Origin of the sequence: Maribacter sp. HTCC2170, assembly GCF_000153165.2 — a bacterium.
Lineage (GTDB): Bacteria > Bacteroidota > Bacteroidia > Flavobacteriales > Flavobacteriaceae > Maribacter_A.
The window spans coordinates 1,019,168-1,039,726 of sequence record NC_014472.1; the positions used below are offsets into that span (position 1 = coordinate 1,019,168).

19 protein-coding genes and 1 tRNA gene are annotated in these 20,559 nt (G+C 36.8%); 11 read left to right on the plus strand and 9 right to left on the minus strand.

The genetic code is table 11. The annotated features are described in order from the left end of the window. The first annotated feature begins 1 nt into the window (after position 1). From FB2170_RS04640 to fucP, 3 genes are read left to right on the plus strand one after another with little or no spacing between them, the layout of a single operon-like run. Positions 2-832: an amidohydrolase family protein gene (locus tag FB2170_RS04640; protein ID WP_013305359.1), complete on the plus strand. Its 831-nt coding sequence runs from the start codon at positions 2-4 to the stop codon at positions 830-832. Between the two features lie 6 nt (positions 833-838). Then, a complete protein-coding gene (locus FB2170_RS04645) occupies positions 839-1,630 on the plus strand; it encodes an SDR family oxidoreductase (protein WP_013305360.1) in 792 nt (263 codons plus the stop codon). A 29-nt stretch (positions 1,631-1,659) separates the two neighbouring features. Beyond that, complete coding sequence (gene fucP / locus FB2170_RS04650) at positions 1,660-2,979, plus strand: L-fucose:H+ symporter permease (RefSeq protein WP_013305361.1); 1,320 nt, start codon at positions 1,660-1,662, stop codon at positions 2,977-2,979. On the opposite strand, the gene FB2170_RS04655 is transcribed toward fucP, so the two are convergent. Beyond that, complete coding sequence (locus FB2170_RS04655) at positions 2,976-4,487, minus strand: sulfatase-like hydrolase/transferase (RefSeq protein ID WP_013305362.1); 1,512 nt, start codon at positions 4,485-4,487, stop codon at positions 2,976-2,978. The genes fucP and FB2170_RS04655 overlap by 4 nt on opposite strands. Positions 4,488-4,655: 168 nt before the next feature. Here FB2170_RS04655 and FB2170_RS04660 point away from each other — a divergent pair, with 168 nt between their 5' ends. Next, positions 4,656-6,767: a thioredoxin domain-containing protein gene (locus FB2170_RS04660; RefSeq protein WP_013305363.1), complete on the plus strand. Its 2,112-nt coding sequence runs from the start codon at positions 4,656-4,658 to the stop codon at positions 6,765-6,767. A gap of 38 nt (positions 6,768-6,805) precedes the next feature. Here FB2170_RS04660 and FB2170_RS17000 read toward each other — a convergent pair whose 3' ends face one another. The 4 genes from FB2170_RS17000 to FB2170_RS04675 all read right to left on the minus strand — a co-directional run bounded on the left by FB2170_RS17000 (position 6,806) and on the right by FB2170_RS04675 (position 11,012). Further along, on the minus strand, positions 6,806-7,912 hold the full coding sequence (locus FB2170_RS17000) for a hypothetical protein (RefSeq protein WP_013305364.1): 1,107 nt from the start codon (positions 7,910-7,912) through the stop codon (positions 6,806-6,808). After that, the gene (locus FB2170_RS04670) at positions 7,909-9,699 is read right to left on the minus strand and encodes an FAD-dependent oxidoreductase (protein ID WP_013305365.1); all 1,791 of its coding nucleotides are present in this window, start codon (positions 9,697-9,699) and stop codon (positions 7,909-7,911) included. The genes FB2170_RS17000 and FB2170_RS04670 overlap by 4 nt, the downstream gene beginning before the upstream one ends. A gap of 497 nt (positions 9,700-10,196) precedes the next feature. Next, positions 10,197-10,373, minus strand: coding sequence for a DUF6747 family protein (locus FB2170_RS17410; protein ID WP_013305367.1), 177 nt, complete (start codon positions 10,371-10,373; stop codon positions 10,197-10,199). A 333-nt stretch (positions 10,374-10,706) separates the two neighbouring features. Next, positions 10,707-11,012 carry a hypothetical protein gene (locus FB2170_RS04675; protein WP_013305368.1) on the minus strand — a complete coding sequence of 102 codons (306 nt, stop codon included), beginning with the start codon at positions 11,010-11,012 and terminating at the stop codon, positions 10,707-10,709. 323 nt (positions 11,013-11,335) lie between these two features. Between FB2170_RS04675 and FB2170_RS17335 the strand changes: the two genes are divergently transcribed. The 3 genes from FB2170_RS17335 to FB2170_RS04685 are packed head-to-tail and all read left to right on the plus strand — an operon-like array spanning position 11,336 to position 12,492. After that, the gene (locus tag FB2170_RS17335) at positions 11,336-11,479 is read left to right on the plus strand and encodes a hypothetical protein (protein ID WP_158306080.1); all 144 of its coding nucleotides are present in this window, start codon (positions 11,336-11,338) and stop codon (positions 11,477-11,479) included. After that, positions 11,427-12,269, plus strand: coding sequence for a hypothetical protein (locus FB2170_RS04680; RefSeq protein ID WP_013305369.1), 843 nt, complete (start codon positions 11,427-11,429; stop codon positions 12,267-12,269). Before FB2170_RS17335 ends, FB2170_RS04680 begins: the two co-directional genes overlap by 53 nt. Further along, the gene (locus FB2170_RS04685) at positions 12,262-12,492 is read left to right on the plus strand and encodes a hypothetical protein (RefSeq protein ID WP_013305370.1); all 231 of its coding nucleotides are present in this window, start codon (positions 12,262-12,264) and stop codon (positions 12,490-12,492) included. Before FB2170_RS04680 ends, FB2170_RS04685 begins: the two co-directional genes overlap by 8 nt. 1 nt (position 12,493) lies before the next feature. Here the strand turns inward: FB2170_RS04685 and FB2170_RS04690 are convergent, their stop codons facing one another. Together FB2170_RS04690 and FB2170_RS04695 are read right to left on the minus strand one after the other, a co-directional pair. Continuing rightward, positions 12,494-12,694 carry a hypothetical protein gene (locus FB2170_RS04690; RefSeq protein WP_013305371.1) on the minus strand — a complete coding sequence of 67 codons (201 nt, stop codon included), beginning with the start codon at positions 12,692-12,694 and terminating at the stop codon, positions 12,494-12,496. A gap of 207 nt (positions 12,695-12,901) precedes the next feature. Beyond that, positions 12,902-12,983, minus strand: a tRNA-Leu gene (locus FB2170_RS04695). 122 nt (positions 12,984-13,105) lie between these two features. Here FB2170_RS04695 and FB2170_RS04700 point away from each other — a divergent pair. After that, complete coding sequence (locus tag FB2170_RS04700; protein WP_013305372.1) at positions 13,106-14,494, plus strand: dipeptidase; 1,389 nt, start codon at positions 13,106-13,108, stop codon at positions 14,492-14,494. A 13-nt stretch (positions 14,495-14,507) separates the two neighbouring features. Here FB2170_RS04700 and FB2170_RS04705 read toward each other — a convergent pair whose 3' ends face one another. Continuing rightward, on the minus strand, positions 14,508-15,086 hold the full coding sequence (locus tag FB2170_RS04705; RefSeq protein WP_013305373.1) for a PhnA domain-containing protein: 579 nt from the start codon (positions 15,084-15,086) through the stop codon (positions 14,508-14,510). Between the two features lie 138 nt (positions 15,087-15,224). On the opposite strand from FB2170_RS04705, the gene FB2170_RS04710 reads away from it, so the two are divergent. The 3 genes from FB2170_RS04710 (at position 15,225) to FB2170_RS04720 (ending at position 19,149) form a co-directional block, all read left to right on the plus strand. Continuing rightward, entirely contained in the window at positions 15,225-15,590 is a 366-nt protein-coding gene (locus FB2170_RS04710) for a BlaI/MecI/CopY family transcriptional regulator (RefSeq protein ID WP_041632678.1), read from the plus strand. 2 nt (positions 15,591-15,592) lie between these two features. Next, positions 15,593-17,935: a M56 family metallopeptidase gene (locus tag FB2170_RS17005; protein ID WP_013305375.1), complete on the plus strand. Its 2,343-nt coding sequence runs from the start codon at positions 15,593-15,595 to the stop codon at positions 17,933-17,935. A 113-nt stretch (positions 17,936-18,048) separates the two neighbouring features. Then, positions 18,049-19,149 carry a DUF4407 domain-containing protein gene (locus FB2170_RS04720; RefSeq protein WP_013305376.1) on the plus strand — a complete coding sequence of 367 codons (1,101 nt, stop codon included), beginning with the start codon at positions 18,049-18,051 and terminating at the stop codon, positions 19,147-19,149. A gap of 90 nt (positions 19,150-19,239) precedes the next feature. Here the strand turns inward: FB2170_RS04720 and FB2170_RS04725 are convergent, their stop codons facing one another. Beyond that, positions 19,240-20,409: a glycosyltransferase gene (locus FB2170_RS04725; protein ID WP_013305377.1), complete on the minus strand. Its 1,170-nt coding sequence runs from the start codon at positions 20,407-20,409 to the stop codon at positions 19,240-19,242. Between the last annotated feature and the right edge of the window lie 150 nt (positions 20,410-20,559).

A 20,559-nucleotide genomic window follows, 5' to 3' on the forward strand; every position in this document is an offset into this window, starting at 1 on the left:
TATGACGATAGATGCCCATCAACATTTTTGGAAATATGACACCCATAAACACGCATGGATAGATGACTCCATGTCAGTTATCCGTCAGGATTTTATGCCTGTCGATTTAGAAAAAACATATGCCGAAAATGGTGTTGATGGTTGTGTTGCAGTACAAGCTGACCAAACACTGTCCGAAACATATTTTTTACTTGAACTTTCCAAAGATCATTCTTTCATAAAAGGTGTGGTTGGCTGGGTAGACCTTCGCTCTTCCAGAATCAACAGTTATCTAGAGAAGTATTCATCCTTTGAAAAGTTAAAAGGGTTCAGACATATTGTGCAAGGTGAATCAGATCATAATTTCTTGTTACGTCCCGATTTTACAAGAGGAATTGGAGCTTTGAAAAAGTACAATTACACTTATGACATATTAGTTTTTCCACATCAATTGGGTGCAACTCTTGAGTTTGTGAAAAAATTTCCAAATCAGAAATTTGTTATTGACCATATTGCCAAACCTTATATTAAGGATGGTTTTTTTGACGGTTGGGCAGTATTGATGAATGAGATAGCCAAACATGAAAATGTACATTGTAAATTATCAGGAATGATTACCGAAGCCGAATTCAATTCTTGGACACCGAATCAGGTTAAACCATATTTGGATTTGGTATTATCTTCTTTTGGACCAGACAGGATTATGTTCGGGTCCGATTGGCCTGTTTGCCTTGTTGCTGGCACATATGACCAGGTTAAACTTTTGACAACCGATTTCATATCAAAACTCAGTCTGATCGAACAAGCAAAAATAATGGGCGAGAACGCAATGCAATTTTATAATCTAAAATAAAAATAAATGGATTTAGGTTTAAAAGACAAAGTAGTAGTAATATCTGGGGCAGCGGGAATGAAAGGTAGTATTGGAGAGACCATTCTACAGAATTTGGTGAATGAAGGTGCCATACCTGCCGTAATTGATAGAAATGACAGAGGCTTTGGTTACATCAGCGAAATACAAGAAAAGGGTGTTGATGCCATTTTTTGCAAAACAGACGTCACAGACCCAGATCAGATTAAAAAGGCTTTAGATACTATCGCAGGCAAATATGGTAGAATAGATGCTGTAATAAATAATGTTGGAGTTAATGATGGGGTTGGACTTGATGCCTCTTATGAAGAATTCATGAATTCGTTAAAATTAAATATGGTTAGTTACTTTCTTATCGTAAAGCATGCCTTACCATTTCTAAAAAAGTCCAAAGGAAACATTTTGAACATTGGGTCCAAAGTAGCACTGACGGGACAGGGAAGAACCTCAGGTTATGCCGCATCTAAAGGAGGGGTTCTAGGCTTGACCAGAGAGTGGGCGGTTGATCTCATAAAATATGGTATTAGATCCAACGCGATTATAATTGCAGAAAGTTGGACCCCTGCTTATGACACGTGGATTAAAACCTTGGTAGATGGAGAAGAAAAGCTAAAATCCATAATCAAAAAAATCCCCCTTGAAAATCGAATGACAACAACTCAAGAAATCGCCAACACTTGCTTATTTACAATTTCTGAACGATCCTCCCATACAACCGGGCAGTTCATAACCGTAGATGGTGGTTATGTTCATCTTGACCGATCTTTATTGACCGAATAAAATTCTAAACAACCAACCAATATTCTAATATGGAAAACAGCAACAAAATACCAGTAGTTTCAAAAGAGTTACTACTGCCGTTTATATTAATTACTTCGTTATTTGCCTTATGGGGTTTTGCAAACGATATTACAAACCCAATGGTATCCGCATTCAAAAAGATTCTGGAATTGAATAATACGCAGGCTTCATGGGTACAAATGGCATTTTACGGGGGTTACTTTACCATGGCCTTTCCTGCAGCCATCTTTATCAAAAAATATACATACAAAAAGGGGATTATACTAGGTTTAATACTATATGCTTTAGGAGCCTTATTATTTTACCCTGCCGCCGCCTACGAAGAATTCGGTTTTTTCTTGGCTGCCCTTTATATTCTAACATTTGGATTGGCCTTTTTGGAAACCACAGCCAATCCTTTTGTTTTGTCCATGGGACACAAAAAGACAGCAACCAGAAGATTAAACCTAGCCCAGGCATTTAATCCAATTGGTGCATTGACCGGACTGTTCATTGCGCAAACTTTTATTTTAGGTTCTTTACAATCTGACGACCTCGATACACAAGGAAATGTGATTTACGATACGCTATCAGAAACCGCAAAAACTGCGGTTCGGACGTCTGATCTTATGGTCATTCGCAACCCTTATGTGCTTTTAGGACTGTTTGTTCTATTCATGTTGGTATTAATTGCTTTGGTCAAAATGCCGGAAAAGAAAGAAGTGGGTGGTGGGTCCGTAGCCAGTGCTGTTAAACGTCTTTTTAAAAATAAGAAATTTGTTGAGGGTGTAAATGCACAAATGTTCTATGTAGGTGCGCAAATCATGTGCTGGACCTATATTTATCAATACGCAGAAACTTTGGGCATCGACAATAGAAGCGCAGTTACATACGCCTACTGGGCCTTAGGTATTTTTTTAGTCGGAAGATGGATAGGCACCTATTTATTGAAATTTGTCAGCTCTGGAAAGTTACTCATGTATTTTGCAATTGGTGCAATGGCCTTTACATTAGGAGCAATTTTTATCCAGGGCATGATAGGTCTTTATTCCTTAGTGGGCATTTCCTTTTGTATGTCCCTTATGTTTCCGACCATTTATGGTATAGCTTTAGAAGGGGTTGGGGAAGATGCTAAATTTGGGGCTGCTTTCTTGGTTATGGCAATCGTTGGCGGTGCCATTATGCCTGTCTTGCAAGGGGCAATTTTGGATATTGGAGGTTCAGGTTATACTGACGTTGATATTTTTGGAGTTCCAGAAGTGAATTTTTCCTTTGCACTTCCATTGATTTGCTTTTTGGTTGTAGCTGTATATGGGTATAGAACTATTAAGGTTCATAATTCCGATTAGTTATCATTTTGTGTCAAGACATAACTAATATCTAGTTCATCATTTAACTCATCTTGAAGCACCAATAACTCTTTAAACAGGGTGTTGATTTTTCCTTGGTATTCTGGATTTTCGGAGAGATCATTTATTTCCTCTGGGTCGGTTTCCATATTGAACAATAATACCTTCTTTAATTTGGGATAAACTATGAGTTTATAACCATCTTTACGTATCATTCTTTGAGTCGTCGTATACCCTCCATATATTTCTTTATAATGGCTTTCTTTTCGTTCGCCTTTTGCCAAATCTTTTATACTGTTAAAAAAAACATAGTCCGGTTTTTCAATACCCGCCAAATCTAAACTGGTCGCCATGGCATCTTGTAAATAAATGTCTTTATCTATACTAGCATCTTTTGGGATATCTGGGCCTACAATCATAAACGGAGGTCTAATACTATGGTCAAATTGGGATTGTTTTCCTAAAAGACCATGTTTCCCAATTGCCAAGCCGTGATCGGCAGTAAATATGACATATGTATTCTCCATTTTCCCGCTATTTTCCAAAGCATCCAAAATCTCACCTATTTGATTATCCATATGTGAAATCAAAGCATAATACTCTTGAATATGTTTTTTGGTGGCGTACTCTGTCCTCGGGAAAGGTGCTAACGCCTCATCTCTAAGTCCTGGACCATTACCAATACTATCTTTATAGGGGTACATTGGCATCCAACTTTTTGGCAAGCTTATTTTATCCAAAGAATACATATCAACATATTCTTGAGGTGCCTGTCTTGGATCATGGGGAGCATTGAACGCTAAATACATGAAAAAAGGGTTATCCTTCACTTTTGCCTGATCGATAAAACCAACTGCGTCATCTTTTAAGACTTCACTCCAATGCTTGCCTCCGACCCAAAAACCTCCAAACTTTTTGTCAACAGGATTCCATGTGGTATCATTTTCATTTAATGGACGATTGTACCCAATGGCTCTAATCTCTTTTTTTGATTTACCCTCCTTTATCATTTCATTGATAGCAGGAATCTTGCCTCCATGGCCCCAAGAATCCCAAGGCATTCCCCTTCGAACATGTGTCACATTCTGAAAAACAGAATCTGCGGGAGCATCAACATGCCATTTTCCAGTCATATAAGTATCATAACCGGCACTTTCCATTAACTTACCCCAGGTTTTATCAAACTCTTTTCCTTCAAGCCAATTTTGTCTAAAGTTATTGGCATTCCAAACACTTCTTCCTGAAATCATCATAGCTCTAGATGCGACACAAACAGCGCCATTCCAAGCACCCATATTATAAGCGTTTTTAAACGTAGTCCCACCTTTAACCAAACGATCTAAATTAGGGGTTTGTATTTCTTTGTTCCCTAAAGCATTGATTGCCGTATACGTCATGTCATCTGCAAAAATGAGGACTATATTAGGTTTTTTAGAATGGGTTTTTGATTCAGTATTACACCCTAAGGCAACTAGCAGTATTAGAAATAAATTGAAGAATTTTGTCATTGGTTTAAATTGATGTGATAGAATATGAAATATTACTTCCTTCTTTTTTAACTATAGAATTCAAAGGTCAAAACAAAGCAATATTCAGGGCATTTAAGTATTAAGTTCCAATTTAACTAAAACATTCAATACCATGTTGTATTTTGGCAGCTATTTACATGTTATATTATGATAAAAAAGTTAAGAACACATACTCTTTCGTTTGGTTATATGCTTTTTTTCTTTGCTTTAATAGTGTCGTGCAAAGACAACAAAGCCCAAAATGAAAATCACGCCTTTACCAACGATCTAGTCAAAGAAACCAGCCCGTATTTGTTACAACACGCTCATAATCCTGTAAACTGGAAGCCGTGGAGTGATGAGATTTTTGAAGAAGCAACAAAAGAAGATAAGTTGGTCATCATCAGTATTGGATATTCTTCTTGTCATTGGTGCCATGTCATGGAGGAAGAAACCTTTGAAGACGAAAAAGTGGCCGAAATAATGAACAATGATTTTATAAGTGTTAAGGTAGATCGTGAAGAGCGACCTGATGTTGATCAGGTTTACATGACAGCAGTTCAATTGATGTCTGGCAATGCAGGATGGCCGCTTAATGTTATTGTTCTCCCTAACGGCAAACCATTATACGGAGGAACTTACCATACAAATGCACAGTGGAGTCAGGTCTTGGAAAAAATAAACAACCTTTATAAAGATGACCCCACAAAGGCTAACGAATATGCAGATATGGTCTCCAAAGGCATCCAAGATGTAAACCTAATTGAACCTTCAGAAGAAAACAGCGAAATCTCTCTGGATATTCTAAAAGAAGGGGTCACCCAATGGAAACCAAACTGGGACCTGGAAAGGGGAGGTAATATGGGGCCTGAAAAGTTTATGTTACCCGGCAGTCTTGATTTTTTATTGGATTATGCTGAATTATCAAATGATGAATCCGTTCGTTCTTATATAAAAACCACCCTGGATCAAATGGCAAAAGGAGGCATCTATGATCATATTGCTGGAGGATTTTATCGCTATAGCACAGATCCAAATTGGAATATTCCACATTTCGAAAAAATGCTTTATGACAATGCTCAATTGATTAGTCTATATTCAAAAGCCTATACTATTTTCAAAGATCCCGTTTACAAGCAAATTGTTTTGGAAACCGTTGCGTTTTTGCAAAAGGAAATGAAAAACACGACAGGAGGATATTTTGCTGCCTTGGATGCTGACAGCGAAGGAGAAGAAGGCAAATATTATGTATGGACCAACGAAGAATTAAGAAGTACCATCAACAATAATCAGGAATTGTTCTCCAAATATTATTCCACTGAGATTAGCACTAAAATGGAAGGTGATAAAATCGTACTTCGAAAAAATCAGAATGATGAAGTTTTCGCTTCCGAAAACGAAATCAGTATCGAAAAACTTCAGGAGCTCAATAAGGAGTGGAAGAAAAAACTGGTCGAAGTTAGGGCCGATAGGGTAAAACCAAGAATTGATGATAAAATCATAGTTTCCTGGAACGCTTTATTGATAAATGGTTATGTCGATGCGTTTAAAGCCTTTGGGGAGACACGATTTTTAGTTGAAGCAGAATCGATTTTTACTACTATTCATGAAAATGCTTACTCAGATAACCAACTTGTACATTCGTTTAAAAAAGGTAGTAATCGCACAGAAGGATTCCTTGAAGATTATTCGTTTTTGGCGAATGCCTCATTGAATCTTTATAGTGCCTCGATGAACCCCGACTATCTGAATTTTGCCCAACAGCTAATTAAGACCACCCAGAAGCGATTCAAAGATGATGACTCCGATTTTTATAAATTCAACAGTAGTAATTCTTTAATTGCGAAAATCATTAAAAATGATGATGGGGTGATTCCTTCCCCCAATGCCGTAATGGCCCATAACCTGCTGACTCTTGGGCACATTGAATACAACAAAGATTACGCCGCACACTCAAAAAATATGCTGATTTCTATTCAGCCCTTATTGCAAGAAAGTTTAACCAGTTATACGCAGTGGGCCGCTTTGCAATTGAAAAATGTTTATCCCTTTTTTGAAATAGCGGTTGTCGGTAATAATGCAGACAAAATGCGAAAAGAGCTGCATCAAAAACACATCCCAAATACATTAATCGTCGGCAGTAAAAAAGAAAGCAACCTACCGCTTTTTGAAGATAGGTACGTCGAGGAAGGTACTTATATTTACGTCTGCCGGGATAATACATGTAAGCTTCCTGTTGATAATGTAAGTGATGCCATTGAGCAATTAGAGAATTTTTAGCTTGGACATTCAGGGTAAAAGTAAGTTAAGGCGATAAACTATAGACCATCCAAATACTCTTTTACCAAATAACCATATATCTCATTTGTATTGACAAAATATGTGAGCTTTTCTAAAATAACTTGAGTAGTTTCTTTTTCGGACAAGATTTTTAAAAAATACTTTATTTGATTCTTCGTGAGAATTTCAAGTTGCCCAGAAATTTGTTCTATTACTTTTGGTGTTGCATATTCTAAATGATCAAGTAACAAACTTCGACTACCAACATCAATCTTGGGTAGAGCATCCCAAAACACTTGACTAAGCTTGGGTGAATTCCAAATGTTCACTGGTATTTTTTTGACAATGAAACTTCTAACCAACGGGACTCCTTCAGTGAATACTTCTGAAATTCTTATATAATGTTCCTTAAACCGTGCTTGATCAAGTTTTTTGAGCGCAAACATTTGATATTTTGTATTGCTACTATAAAGCATCTCAAGCAACATATTCTCATTTAAGACTGACATCGTATTCATTCTTAATAATTGACGGACTTCACCATGTACAATATGCCAAGCAGTATAGCAAGAATATAGTGCTCCTGACACAACAGACTCTTTTACCTCAGTTATAGTTGCACCTGAAATAGCATCAATGCCATTCACATTTCTCATCTTAGGCTTTTCAACCAACTCGCTTATACTTCTTCTAGCAAGGATACTCTTATTGTCCTTTAATAATTGATGTAATTTATTGTAATCTTCAAATGCAAACTCGTCATGGTCGTGTTTTGTCAAGGGAAATTCTTCGTACCTATCAAACCCAGCATATTCACCTAAGAGGGACCAATAAACTTTGATATTCATTAATTTACATTCACCATCTGCGCAAACGGGGGTAATAATTTCTGAGGTATATAATACGGGGGTATTCTCTTTATTAACCAAGGCAGTTATTACATGTTTGCCTTTTGAGTCCATATCAATGGTCAAACCAGTCTTTTGATAGGTCAAAACAGTCCCTTTTTCCCAATCTAGCAAGAAAAATTCAGGAGCTTTTTCCAATACCTCGTTATTTAACTCACTGACTGAAATACATACAACATCCTTATATTCTTTTCCAGAAGTCAAAATCAACAAAATAATGGAAAGAATGGTTTTCATTTTTTGGACTCAGGTATTTTTTGATATTTCTGTTCTTCAATCAAAGCCAAATATTCATCAAGATATCCTGTGTAAATATCTCTAGGATTTACATCATATTTTTTACATAGTACAGCAGCAAAACCTACGGCTGCACCCATTTGTCCCGTAGTGCGCATTACTCTAGGCCCACCTAAACCTGCATGGGAACAACTAAAATTCCTTCCTGCCATAAACAAATTATTTATGTTTTTAGAATACAAACTTCTATAAGGAATATAATACTCTGGTGTTCTATAGAATAAGGCTTCAGAGATAAAATCTGGATTTTCCTCATCCTCTAAAATGGTTTGGTAATGCACATCTACCTCTCTTGTTTCGATAACCACTCCATCAACGAATTTTCGGCCCTCTTTTGCATCATTGAAAGTAAAAATATGGTCCCCGACCAATCTTCTAGATTCTCTTTTACCCACTAATGATGACACCCATTCCAGTTTCCGATTAGCATTCTCGGTCTTCTTTTTTGCATTGGCAAAAGAACCATATATGGCACGCAGCATATGATCTCGGATTTCTTCCGAATCTTCAATTTGGTTTAAATCTGGTCTACTGAACTCCCATTGCCATTCTCCGGCAACCTTTGCATATGTCCTGGCTACTGGCATTGCCCAAGGAACTTCTGGGAAGAATTGCTCAGATATCATTTCCTTGGAACCCCACAAAACTGATGAGCCCATAACTGCATTATCTGCCTCTTTCGGAGTCCATAATTCACCATGTTCCTCCCAAATCTCACCATAGACATCAGAGCTTTCACGACCATAATTAAACATAGCTCCAGCCCAAAAACCTATCCAACCATCGCCCGTAGAATCTACAAAGTAAGGTGCTACAAACCTAATTCGTTCTCCCGTTGAGGTGTGCCTGGCATCTACATATTCGATACTACTGTTTTCAGCTTTTGCGTTGTAGGCTCTATGGTTCAGAAATAACGAAATATTCGCATAACTCTTTACATTGTCATCTCTTTTCTTCTGGTCTAATTTGGCATCAGCACTTCCGTTTGGGTAATGTTCGGTATCAATTTTTTTAAGTATGCGCTCGAAATTGCCATAAATACCTAAGGTATGTACCCTGATTTCCTCGCTTGCGTTTCCACCAAGTACTGGTCGGTCATGAATTAGGGCAACTTTAAGCCCCTCCTCGGCTGCAGCAATAGACGCTGCGCAACCGGCCAAACCACCTCCCACTACTACTAGATCAAATTTTTTCGTTATGGTTGGTAAATTTGGTTCTGATTTCACATTTCTTCTCCAGATTGCCAAATTCTTTGGATCGGATGGCGGTTCTTGCTTTTTAGTTGAAAAATAGATAGCATCAACTCTACCATCGAACCCAGTTAAATCCACTAATTGCAATTCAGTTGTATCATTGTCAACAGAAATGAAATCAACATATTCCCAACCCCAACCAGAACGTAAGCCTAGCTCTTTTGAAATTAGGGTATTGTTTACTTTTAATTGAAATCTTCCCGGAGCCTCCCAATTACCAGGCACCCAGTTCTTAGTTCTTACCCAAACATGATATTTTTCATTAGAATTGAATTTTACCTTAGTTCGCGCATTTTTGACAGGTACGCCCATGCCATGTGCCAATAGATAGGGCGAACCCATTTGCTGCTCAAATTGCGGATCTATGGTCCACCCTCCAGGATCATCAAAGCTCTCTGCCTCAATTAAGACATCTTGTGCATTTACTGGCAAATACAACATCAAAAGAACAAAAAAAGATAATAAGAATCTCATCGCGACAATTCATTTAGTTTCCCAAAAGATAGGCTAAAAAAGGGAACATTACTGTCTATAAATATATGTAATAAATGTGATGCTGAATAGTGAAGTAAACTAAAGGTTCAGCCCATTAATTCAAAGTAAAAGGCTTAACAAGCATCTAAATGATTTGACTTTGATAAAGAACAATAAAATAAAATGGTTCTTCACATACATGTAATATGAAGATGGAAATAAAAAGTCCTCAGGGAGAAAAGTGAATGTATTACTGGCATTTACGTGATTTACCACAACCATACATATGGCTTTTGTAAATCACGCTTATCTTATCTCCCAATATGTAATATTCATATAATTTACATAGAACTTGGTTTATCCAGTGCCGGTCTTTAGAACTAACAAAAACGATTATGCCCCAAAGGTCATAATTATTATTAATAATAATATGGCTCCTAGAAAAAATGCCAAAGCAATATAAAGTGCTTTCTCACTTCTACTTTGGTTATTCATGATTATAAATTAGAAAATGCGAATCCAGTAGACAATCTGAATAGAAAAGCATATAAAACAATTACAAACATTGCCAAGGTAAACCAAGCAAACGCTCTAAAATAATGCTTCACTACATAGTTCTGAATATTTCTGAATCCTTCAAGATAAATTTCTTTTAAAAGTAAAATTGTTTTCATATTTCGGGGTTTATGTGTTGTACAAAGCTTTGTCAAATATTAGAACCCTTCTGGTATTTTCCATAAATAGTTAGAATAAATGGACGAATTACATTCTGATTACAGAATAACAGTGAAAACTACTTATAATCGATAAACGGTAAATTAATATTTTGCGTTAAGGCCTACATTTTATGGATAAAGCGCAATGTTCTTTTCAACAAACACCCGATTGGGTATTAATCAAAAATTTTTCGCTCAACACAACTTTTTTAAATACTATATAAGGATAATCCTAGCAATTAACACTTTTCATTAATCAATTTGACTCTCTCCTAAACACCTAACAAGCAATTAGCTCCATTTTTTACCTAAATTGCCCAAATCGGCTTGCATTAAATCATTAGGGGTCATGGCAATTCTAAACTCGCACTCTGCTTCAAAATTTAGATACCAGGGCTCGGCAATTATAGGTACGGCTGAGGCATTGGGAACATCGACCACCATAACAGCTGCACGATTCCCGTCTAATTCAGTAAAATATATGGCCTCTGGCTTGACATCATCAAGCACACGGCCGATGATTTCTCCTGCGGTACCATTTTTTACCATTGAATTGAAAGGCTCGATCGGGAAGGCTACATTAACTAACATTTTCATGACTATAATATTTACGGTTAATAACTCTGTGAGAAATAAAGCAAGGACTTTTAGATTCCAAAATCGAGTCAATTTGGACGAAGCAGTACAATTACTGTCCAAAGACACAATATCATTTATCTAGGTCTTGGATTGATTATTCATTAAAAATTTCAATTCATTATTGAATTATATGGCCCCCTTCTTTTAATGTTCAATTAAAACCTAGTATATTGTATGCCCCTTGTATTGAAAACTTTTTAACAAATAATTTGGCAACCCCCCTAACGCCAGATATTTGATAATATTTTTAAGGTATTATTAACCTAAAAAATATTATCAAAATGAAAAAAGTATTATTAGTATTAGCAGTAGCGATTTTCACAATCGGATTTGTAGGTTGTGAGCCAGAAACAGCATCAGATGATAACCTCTATGAGCAAGCAAGCGACAAAGACGAAGAGCCGGACAGAGGGGACGATAAATAAAAGCAAATTTGTTCTATTTATTGGAATTTTACTGGGTGCGCTCATTATTTTGATCGCACCCTTATTGCATATTGGGCTAGAGAAAAAAAATCCGGATGTCGAAGCCTATAGAGCGCAATTAGCAGAACCGGTCGAAGCTTTGAATCTTATGGCAACCAATATAAGAGCTGATTATGATAATGGTAGAATTACGGCTTCGCAATACATAGAACAAAGTGACCAATTGAACAAAGAGGTTACTGCATTACAAGCTGAGAATAAAGCTTTGATAAAAACAAAGGTGGATCAGGCTAGGGTGTTTGGTTGGACCACCACAAGAAAGTTCATCATAGGGCTGGGCATCAGATTACCTTTTTTGATATTTTCTATAATTATAAGCATGTTGATAGCACGTGACCAATCCCGCGATAAAAATCTTAAGAAGGCATTTTTTATTCTCCAAACGGCTTGTTACGCAATTTCTTTTTACGTGGTTATCTGGTGCTTTTGGTATGTTCAGGATTACCCCTTGGAAGTGTATTGGTCTGCAATGATAGCTTTTTGTATTCTGGCTGGTGCGTTTACAACTTATTCATTTAGATACTACGAATCTAACCTCATAAAAATAGTAAAGATAAAAGGGTCATTCCTCAACTTTCTCGTCGAAATAAGAAACAAACACTACAAGCCTATGTTGAAGAAAGCTATGATTCAGGGCTTATACGATGAAGCCTATCAAGAGGAAATAAAAATGGAAACTAAAGAATTTGACAAACGACTACGTGTTAAAGCTGAAGAACTTATTGACTAAGACCTGGGCAGGTATTTTTTTTTGGCAACCACAAGAGACGGTTTCCCAAGATTTCAATGATATCTTTGATGATATCTACACAGAGACTTTGGATGAATTGCTTGAAGAGTACAAGGCCTCAGAAATCTCTTATATCAAAGCAAAAGAAATAAGAGCTAAAATAAAAGAGAATAGACCTTTGACCAGTGAAGAAATCAAAATCTTAGGTTTAATTCAAATATAAACTAAAGGGTGCCATTCCTATTTAGTGCTTCTTCCTTGGCCTTTCTTAGTTCTTCGCCCTCTAAAATATTGTTCTTTATACGTGCGTAATAAATTTTAAAAAGCTCATCTTCTATAAATTGTTCGTGATGCTTTGACAAGAACCTGACCAAAGCGTTCATTCTCCGAGGATCATTGAAAATGGTTTCATCAATATTAATCATATTAGTATCATTATTAAATTTATTGGCTTTTTGAATCTTATCTTATTGAGATTTTTTCAAAGAAATAAGAGCCAAAAGAAAATTCTAATCTCTATAAATATATGGATTAAATAGAGACGCCAATATTGAAAATCTACCGCATAAAAACAACAAACGCAATTTAACCTCAAATAAAAAGCCCTTCATTTCTGAAGAGCTTTTTATTAGTACGGGCGGAGAGACTCGAACTCTCACACCTCGCGGCACTAGATCCTAAGTCTAGCGTGTCTACCAATTCCACCACGCCCGCATCATTATTTCCAAATCCGTTAGGATTATCGGGTTGCAAATATAAAGCAAAATTTCAATTTAGAATACACTACCATTAAAAAGTTCTTTTCGTAATTTTGAGCATACTTCAAAGCCATATAAATGCAAAGCAGTTCAGATTACATCAACCAACACAAAGACAGATTTTTAAACGAACTTATTGAGTTGTTAAAAATACCATCAATCAGTGCAGATTCTGCGTTTTCTGAGGATGTGATAACCACTGCCAACAGTGTTGAAAAAGCAATGACTGAAGCCGGTTGTGATTCGGTAGAGGTATGTGAGACCGATGGTTATCCTATTGTTTATGGCGAAAAAATAATCAATCCAAATTTACCTACTGTTTTGGTATATGGTCATTACGACGTACAACCACCGGATCCACTTGACCTTTGGGATTCGCCACCATTTGAACCAGTTATCAAAGAGACCGACAAACATCCAGAAGGGGCTATTTTTGCTAGAGGATCCAGTGATGACAAAGGTCAAATGTACATGCACGTGAAAGCATTGGAATTTATGGTTAAAACCAACCAACTTCCTTGCAATGTGAAATTCATGATCGAAGGGGAAGAAGAAGTAGGTAGCGTTAATCTAGCCAAATATGTGGCTGAAAACAGGGAGAAGTTAAAGAATGATATAATCCTGATTTCGGATACCGGAATGATAAGCAGGGAACATCCTTCAATTACAACTGGACTTCGCGGTCTTAGTTATGTCGAAGTAGAAGTAACCGGGCCCAATAGAGACCTGCATTCTGGATTATATGGAGGTGCAGTTGCCAATCCCATCAATATTCTTTCAAAGATGATTGCCTCATTACATGATGAGAATAACCATATTACCATTCCAGGGTTTTATGACAAAGTAGAGGAACTATCTACAGAAGAACGGGCTGAAATGGCCAAAGCACCTTTTGATCTAGATGCTTATCAAAAAGCATTGGACATTGATAGCATTTATGGTGAAAAAGGGTTTACTACAAACGAACGCAATTCAATACGCCCCACATTAGATGTGAATGGCATTTGGGGAGGTTATATCGGCGAAGGGGCAAAAACCGTGATTGCCAGTAAAGCCTATGCAAAAATTTCGATGCGTCTTGTTCCCCATCAAGATTGGGAAGAGATTACAACGCTTTTTACAACACATTTCGAGGGTATCGCACCAAAAGGAACCACAGTAAAAGTAACACCCCACCACGGTGGTCAAGGCTATGTTACCCCGATTGATACTATTGCTTACCAAGCTGCTTCAAAGGCCTATGAATCAACATTTGGTAAGACACCTATTCCACAACGTAGTGGTGGCAGTATCCCAATCGTTTCTTTATTCGAAAAAGAGTTAGGAAGCAAGACTATTTTAATGGGCTTTGGTTTGGATAGTGATGCTATTCATTCACCTAACGAACATTTTGGTATGTGGAACTATCTTAAGGGTATTGAGACCATACCTTATTTCTATAAATACTTTGCTGAAATGATGGCTTAAGGCAAAATCTATATTAGATTTTCTTTACGTATTTAGTTATAATCACGATTTGTGTTGGTCCTACCTTACCTTCAATAAATTCGGCATTTTCACGGTCCACTGAAATTCTACGAACTGCAGTTCCTTGTTTGGCAACCATACTAGAACCTTTAACTTTAAGATCCTTTACCAATACTACATTATCGCCGTTTTGTAAAATAACACCATTGACATCGCGATGAATCACTTTTTCCTCCTCTTCCATTCCTTCCCCAGTAGCCTTTGCCCAGTTGAGAGTTTCATCATCTAAATACATCATGTCTAACAAATCTTGAGGCCATCCTTCCGCTTTCAATCTTGAAAGCATGCGCCAAGCTATCACTTGAACAGCGGTATGTTCGCTCCACATACTATCATTTAAACATCGCCAATGATTGACATCAACAGTATCAGGGTTTTCAATTTGACTAATACAAGTTTCACAACCCAAAAGACTTCCATCAGGCCCGCCTGTTGATTTTGGTGGAACCTCATATACTATTAAATCATTGGTAGCCGTACATAGTTCACATTTATTCCCACTACGTGATTGCAAATCTTCTAATAAACCCATATCGCATTTTATATTACGGCCAAAGCTACATTAATTATCGCAACAGTTCTATTGACAAACTACAATTATCCACCTCTACATTTGTAGAATCAAAACATTTGTTCTATGTTTGTAGAAGTAATTCTAAAAACGTAGAACGTGCAGTTATCAAAAACAGAAGAGGAGTTGATGAATATTCTATGGAAACAACAAAAAGCTTTCCTAAAAGATTTGTTGGATGCCTATCCCGAACCAAAGCCTGCAACCACAACCATTGCAACTTTACTTAAACGTATGACCGACAAAGGGTTCGTTGCTTACAATAGTTATGGTCGCTCTCGTGAATACTACCCTACCGTCAAAAAGAAGGATTATTTCTCAAAGCATGTGAACGGACTAATAAAGAACTTCTTTAATGACAGTGCAACACAATTTGCCTCATTCTTTACTACGGAAACCGACCTTAGTAAATCTGAATTGGAAGATTTAAAAAAACTAATAGATCAAGAAATTAAAAAGAAGTAAGTATGTTACTCTATATTCTAAAGTCATCAGCGATTCTTGCAGTATTACTCCTTTTCTACAAATTACTTCTTGAAAAAGAAAGTATACACACTTTCAAAAGGTTTTATCTACTGGGTTCTTTGACCATGGCAATCATTATCCCTTTTATCACATTTGTGGAATATGTTGATGCGCCCAGAATATCACAGACACCTTTACCCATGACTTCTTATACTACCACGCCTATTGTTCATCAAGAAGTAGGATTAATGGAATACATTCCTTATTCACTCTGGAGTATTTATGCGATAGGGGGTTTGTTTTTTGGATACAAATTTGCCAGAAATCTGTTCGATATAATTCAAAAAATCCGGAAGAACCCCAAATATAGAATCAAACAAATTACGAATGTACTATTACTTGAAAGTACAATTCCCCATACATTTTTTAATTACATATTTCTTAACAAGCAGAAATACGTAGCAAAGGAAATTCCAGCAGAGGTTCTTTTACATGAGGAAACCCATGCCCTACAAAAACATAGTATTGACGTTTTGTTAATAGAGTTTCTCCAAGTATTGTTTTGGTTTAATCCAGTCATATATTTTATGCAAAAAGCCATTAAACTGAACCATGAGTTTTTGGCAGATCGTAAAGTTTTAGATGGTGGAATAAAACCATCATTATATCAAAACATATTATTGAATTTTTCATCAAACCCGCATCAGCTGCAATTGGCCAACGCCATTAATTATTCATCAATCAAAAAACGATTTACAGTCATGAAAACACGAACATCAAAAAAAGCAATTGTACTAAAGAGTGTTTTACTACTACCATTGTTAGCTATAATACTATATGGATTTAGTGAAAAGAAATTGATTCAAAAAGAACAAAAACAAGTTAGTATTGAATCAACTGAAAATTTTAGAAAAAAAGTCGCCACTGGTTCACAGGTTAAAGATTATAATGCACCAGCAAAAAAATTCATTGCCCAGACCCCATCGAAATACAGAATAATCATCTATTTACATGATAGTGGAGAATTATTAGTTCATGGTAAATGGGTGCAAATAGAACAGTTAAAGACGAGAATGGATAAATTTCACGAAAGGGATAATCAAAGCCAGACGGATGTTGAACTAATAGTAAATGAATTGGCTCCAAAGAAATTGATTGTAGGTAGCCAAGGCATTTTAAGTACATACGGCTCTTTGATAACAAAGGTTACAGACAAACAACCATGGACATTACCAAAGTCAAATGAAGAAACCCAAGAGGGCGCAACAAAATCAGAGATTAAAGAATACAACGCACTGGCCAAAAAGTACAATCGCCAATTGAGCAATAAGAAATCCATTCAAATTTTTAAATCAGATGTAGAACGTTTGAAATACCTACATGGGATTATGACCCATGAGCAGAAAGAAAGCGCGGAACCCTTTCCTGACTTCCCAGAGCCCCCACCAGCTCCCGAAGCCCCAATAGTTAAAGTGGGAGAAGTTAGCAACATTCCACCACCTCCACCTCCATTTAAAGTTCCGTCAAAAGATGGGAATTATTCTGAAGAACTTATAAAGGCATATGATAAATTCAATGAAGAAGGTGAGAGATATGGCAAAGCTGTTACAAGTTACTTGAAAAATGGAAAAGGCAAAATTTCTAGCTTACACGAGAAATATAAAAAAGTGATGATTTTATATGACAAATTTCATGCCTTGGCAGTAAAAGAAAATCTAATGAAGCCAAATGTAAAATCATCTCCAAAAATAAAATTAGGACAACCTAGTAACATTCCTCCACCGCCACCAGCGCCCATGGTACGTAAAGGTGAAAAAAGTGATATTCCCCCGCCCCCAAAAGCTGCGAAAGGGCCAAAAGTGAAGAAAGGAACGAAAAGTAATCTTCCTCCGCCACCTCCATCTGCTTCTAACGTTAGCGATGTTGAATACGCGGATAGCGTTATTGACGATGTTATTGCACACCAGGACCCTTATGATGTTGTAGGTGGTTCAGTGCATCAATTTATTTCAAAAGGAGAGGCGGGCACTATTCCACCAACTTCTCCTGTTGAACTAAAGACTGTAAAAGAAATTAGGGAAAAATCACAAAGTGTTAAACCCATTAGAGATGAGTTAGAAAGAGACCTGGTAAAACCACCGACTCCTCCTAAATCCCCATTAGACCATGTTATTGAAATGGCAAAAAAAGATGCGACATTCTTCTTTGAAGGCAAGGAAATTTCATCAGATAAGGCAATAGCCATTCTAAAAAAGAATAACAAAATAAATATTAGGACCAAACATGCCGGGCTTAAAAATCCTCTTGTGGAAATATCCACAAAACCCATCATCATTAAAAAGTGAACAAAAACATAAATTCATTGTAAAAGCCTCGATTTTCGAGGCTTTTGTGTAACAAATCCACACGGATGGCGTTCTAATAGTCTATATGAACCATCAATCAAAATCAGAACACTATGTTACAGAACTTCTTTATCCTCTGTTCAGGGGCAGACGCTTCATTGCTTAAAACTTGCTCAGAAGGCGAACAAAATAAATATGCTGGAATTGGCGCAACTGTTTTTTTTACAGCCGTTATGGCCTTTTTAGCCAGTGCTTATGCCCTTTATACTGTTTTTGACACTATTTATGCCGCAATCTTTTTTGGGCTTATTTGGGGATTATTGATTTTCAATCTCGACCGTTTTATCGTTTCAACCATTAAGAAAAGAGATAGTTTTGGAAATGAACTTCTACAGGCAACCCCGCGGATAATCCTTGCTGTGATTATTGCCGTCGTTATTTCCAAACCGTTGGAAATGAAAATATTTGAGAAAGAAATAAATCAAGTATTACTTGAACAAAAGAATGAATTGACCTTGGCAAACAAGGATCAAATTGCTTTGCAATATACCCCTGTAATTGAGAAATTGAATCAAGATATTACTGCTTTGAAAACTGAAATTGATACTCAGGAAGCCGAAACCAATGCGCTTTATGATGTATATATAAATGAAGCTGAAGGAACAGCCGGCACCATGCTTTTGGGTAAAGGACCTGTATATGCGGAAAAAAGGGAAAAGCACGATGCCGCACTCGCAGAGCTTCAACAACTAAAAACTACCAATGCCGATAAAATTGCGGGTATTGAAACACAAATTGTTGGGTTACAGGCTGAATACACTACATCAGTAAAGGATTCCCAGCCTATCATTGATGGCTTTGACGGACTTATGGCTCGAATAAATGCATTGGGTGCTTTACCATGGTTTCCGTCATTCTTTATTTTCCTATTGTTCCTAGCTATTGAGACTTCACCCATTATAGCTAAGATTTTGGCCCCAAAAGGTGAATACGACATTAAACTTGAAGAAGAGGAAAGTGTCTTAAAAACATGGGTGACACAAAAGGTTGAGGAACGTAATAAAATACTTGCCACTGACCGAGTTCTCAATGACAAAATATATAGCGAAATTGAAGAAGAGGAAGCAGTCTATGCTTACAAAAAGAAAAAAGCAGAGGAATTATTGAAACTCCAGGCAGATGCTTTTCACAACCTGCAAGCAAAGAGTTTATAAACGAATTATTTTTCAAAAAACAAAAAACCAACCAGGAATCCTGGTCGGTTTTTACAATAACAGAGTACTGCACTCCAAATAACAATCCTTTTAAGCGTTGTACCGTACGGCAATCTTTGCCAACTGCCCAACTATCGTAATAGAGTCTTTCATAGATAATTTGGAACCGTCGGCATGTATCCATCTTTTTAGGGGTTTTTCACAAATCAAACGTTGTACCTTTTCCTTACCGTAATGCTTACGCATACGCATAAAAATCTCAACATCGAACAACCACCGTGTAATGAACTTTTTATTGAACATCGAGGATGCAATCTCCCTATCCATAATTTTGGCACCACATTGCGTATCCTTAAAAGGCATTCCCAAGATTTTTTGAATAATAAAATTAATGGTCATACTAATGATTTTTCTGGCAGATTCTTTTGTAATATCAGCGCCCATCCTACTTATTCTAGAACCACTTACAATCTTGAAATCTGAATTCTCCAAAGTCTGAACCAACTCATCAAAATCTCTAAAATCTGTCGAAAGGTCAGCGTCAAGATATCCTATATAATCTAACTGATGGTCCTTTGATAAGTGCAGCACCCCTTGACGAACCGCTTCAGCCTTTCCTCCATTTTTTTTACAATTGAAAATACTGATGGTATCTTCATTACCCTTTCTCAGACCCTGCAAAACTGACAAGGTATTGTCTGTACTTCCATCATTAACAAAACATAAGTGGTATCCCAAATTCTTATGGGCGAAATCCTTAAATTCAGAAGTAAGCAATCTTTCTTCCTCATTGTAACAAGGTATTACCACGCCTACACAATGTTTTTGTACCATACGAGTACTATTACTTTCATTTTTCACGGCTTTGTTCACTTTAGGCGCACCAATTATGCGCTTAATCCGTACTGCCATTTCATCTAAACTCACAGGCTTTTTCATGTAATCATTTATCCCTAGATCAAAGTTCTCCAAAATAACGGATTCATTGGTATTACCCGACATGACAAGTATAGGGGTATCCTTATCCATGAAAACACGTATGTACTTCACAACCTCTATACCAGTGCAGTGAACAAGTTCATGTCCAGACATTTCTGGCATATTCATATCCAACAGAACCAAATCCGGTTCAAAAGAATTATATAGCATAATGCCATCCTCAGTTGAGCTAGCGGTTTTTACTTCGTACCCTAATTGGGTCAATTTTTTTTCTACAGATAACAATATTAATTGTTGATCATCAATGGCTAAAATTTTCATAGGTTAAGATTTAATGTTTCTTAATAAAGGTTTACAAAATCATTTTGGTTTGAATAATTTCTGAAGCAAATCTATGAACAACTGACGCCCATTTTAGGCATCAAAAGGTCAATGGGCCTTTTCTATAGTCGAGTGGTTTTTTGGCTTCGA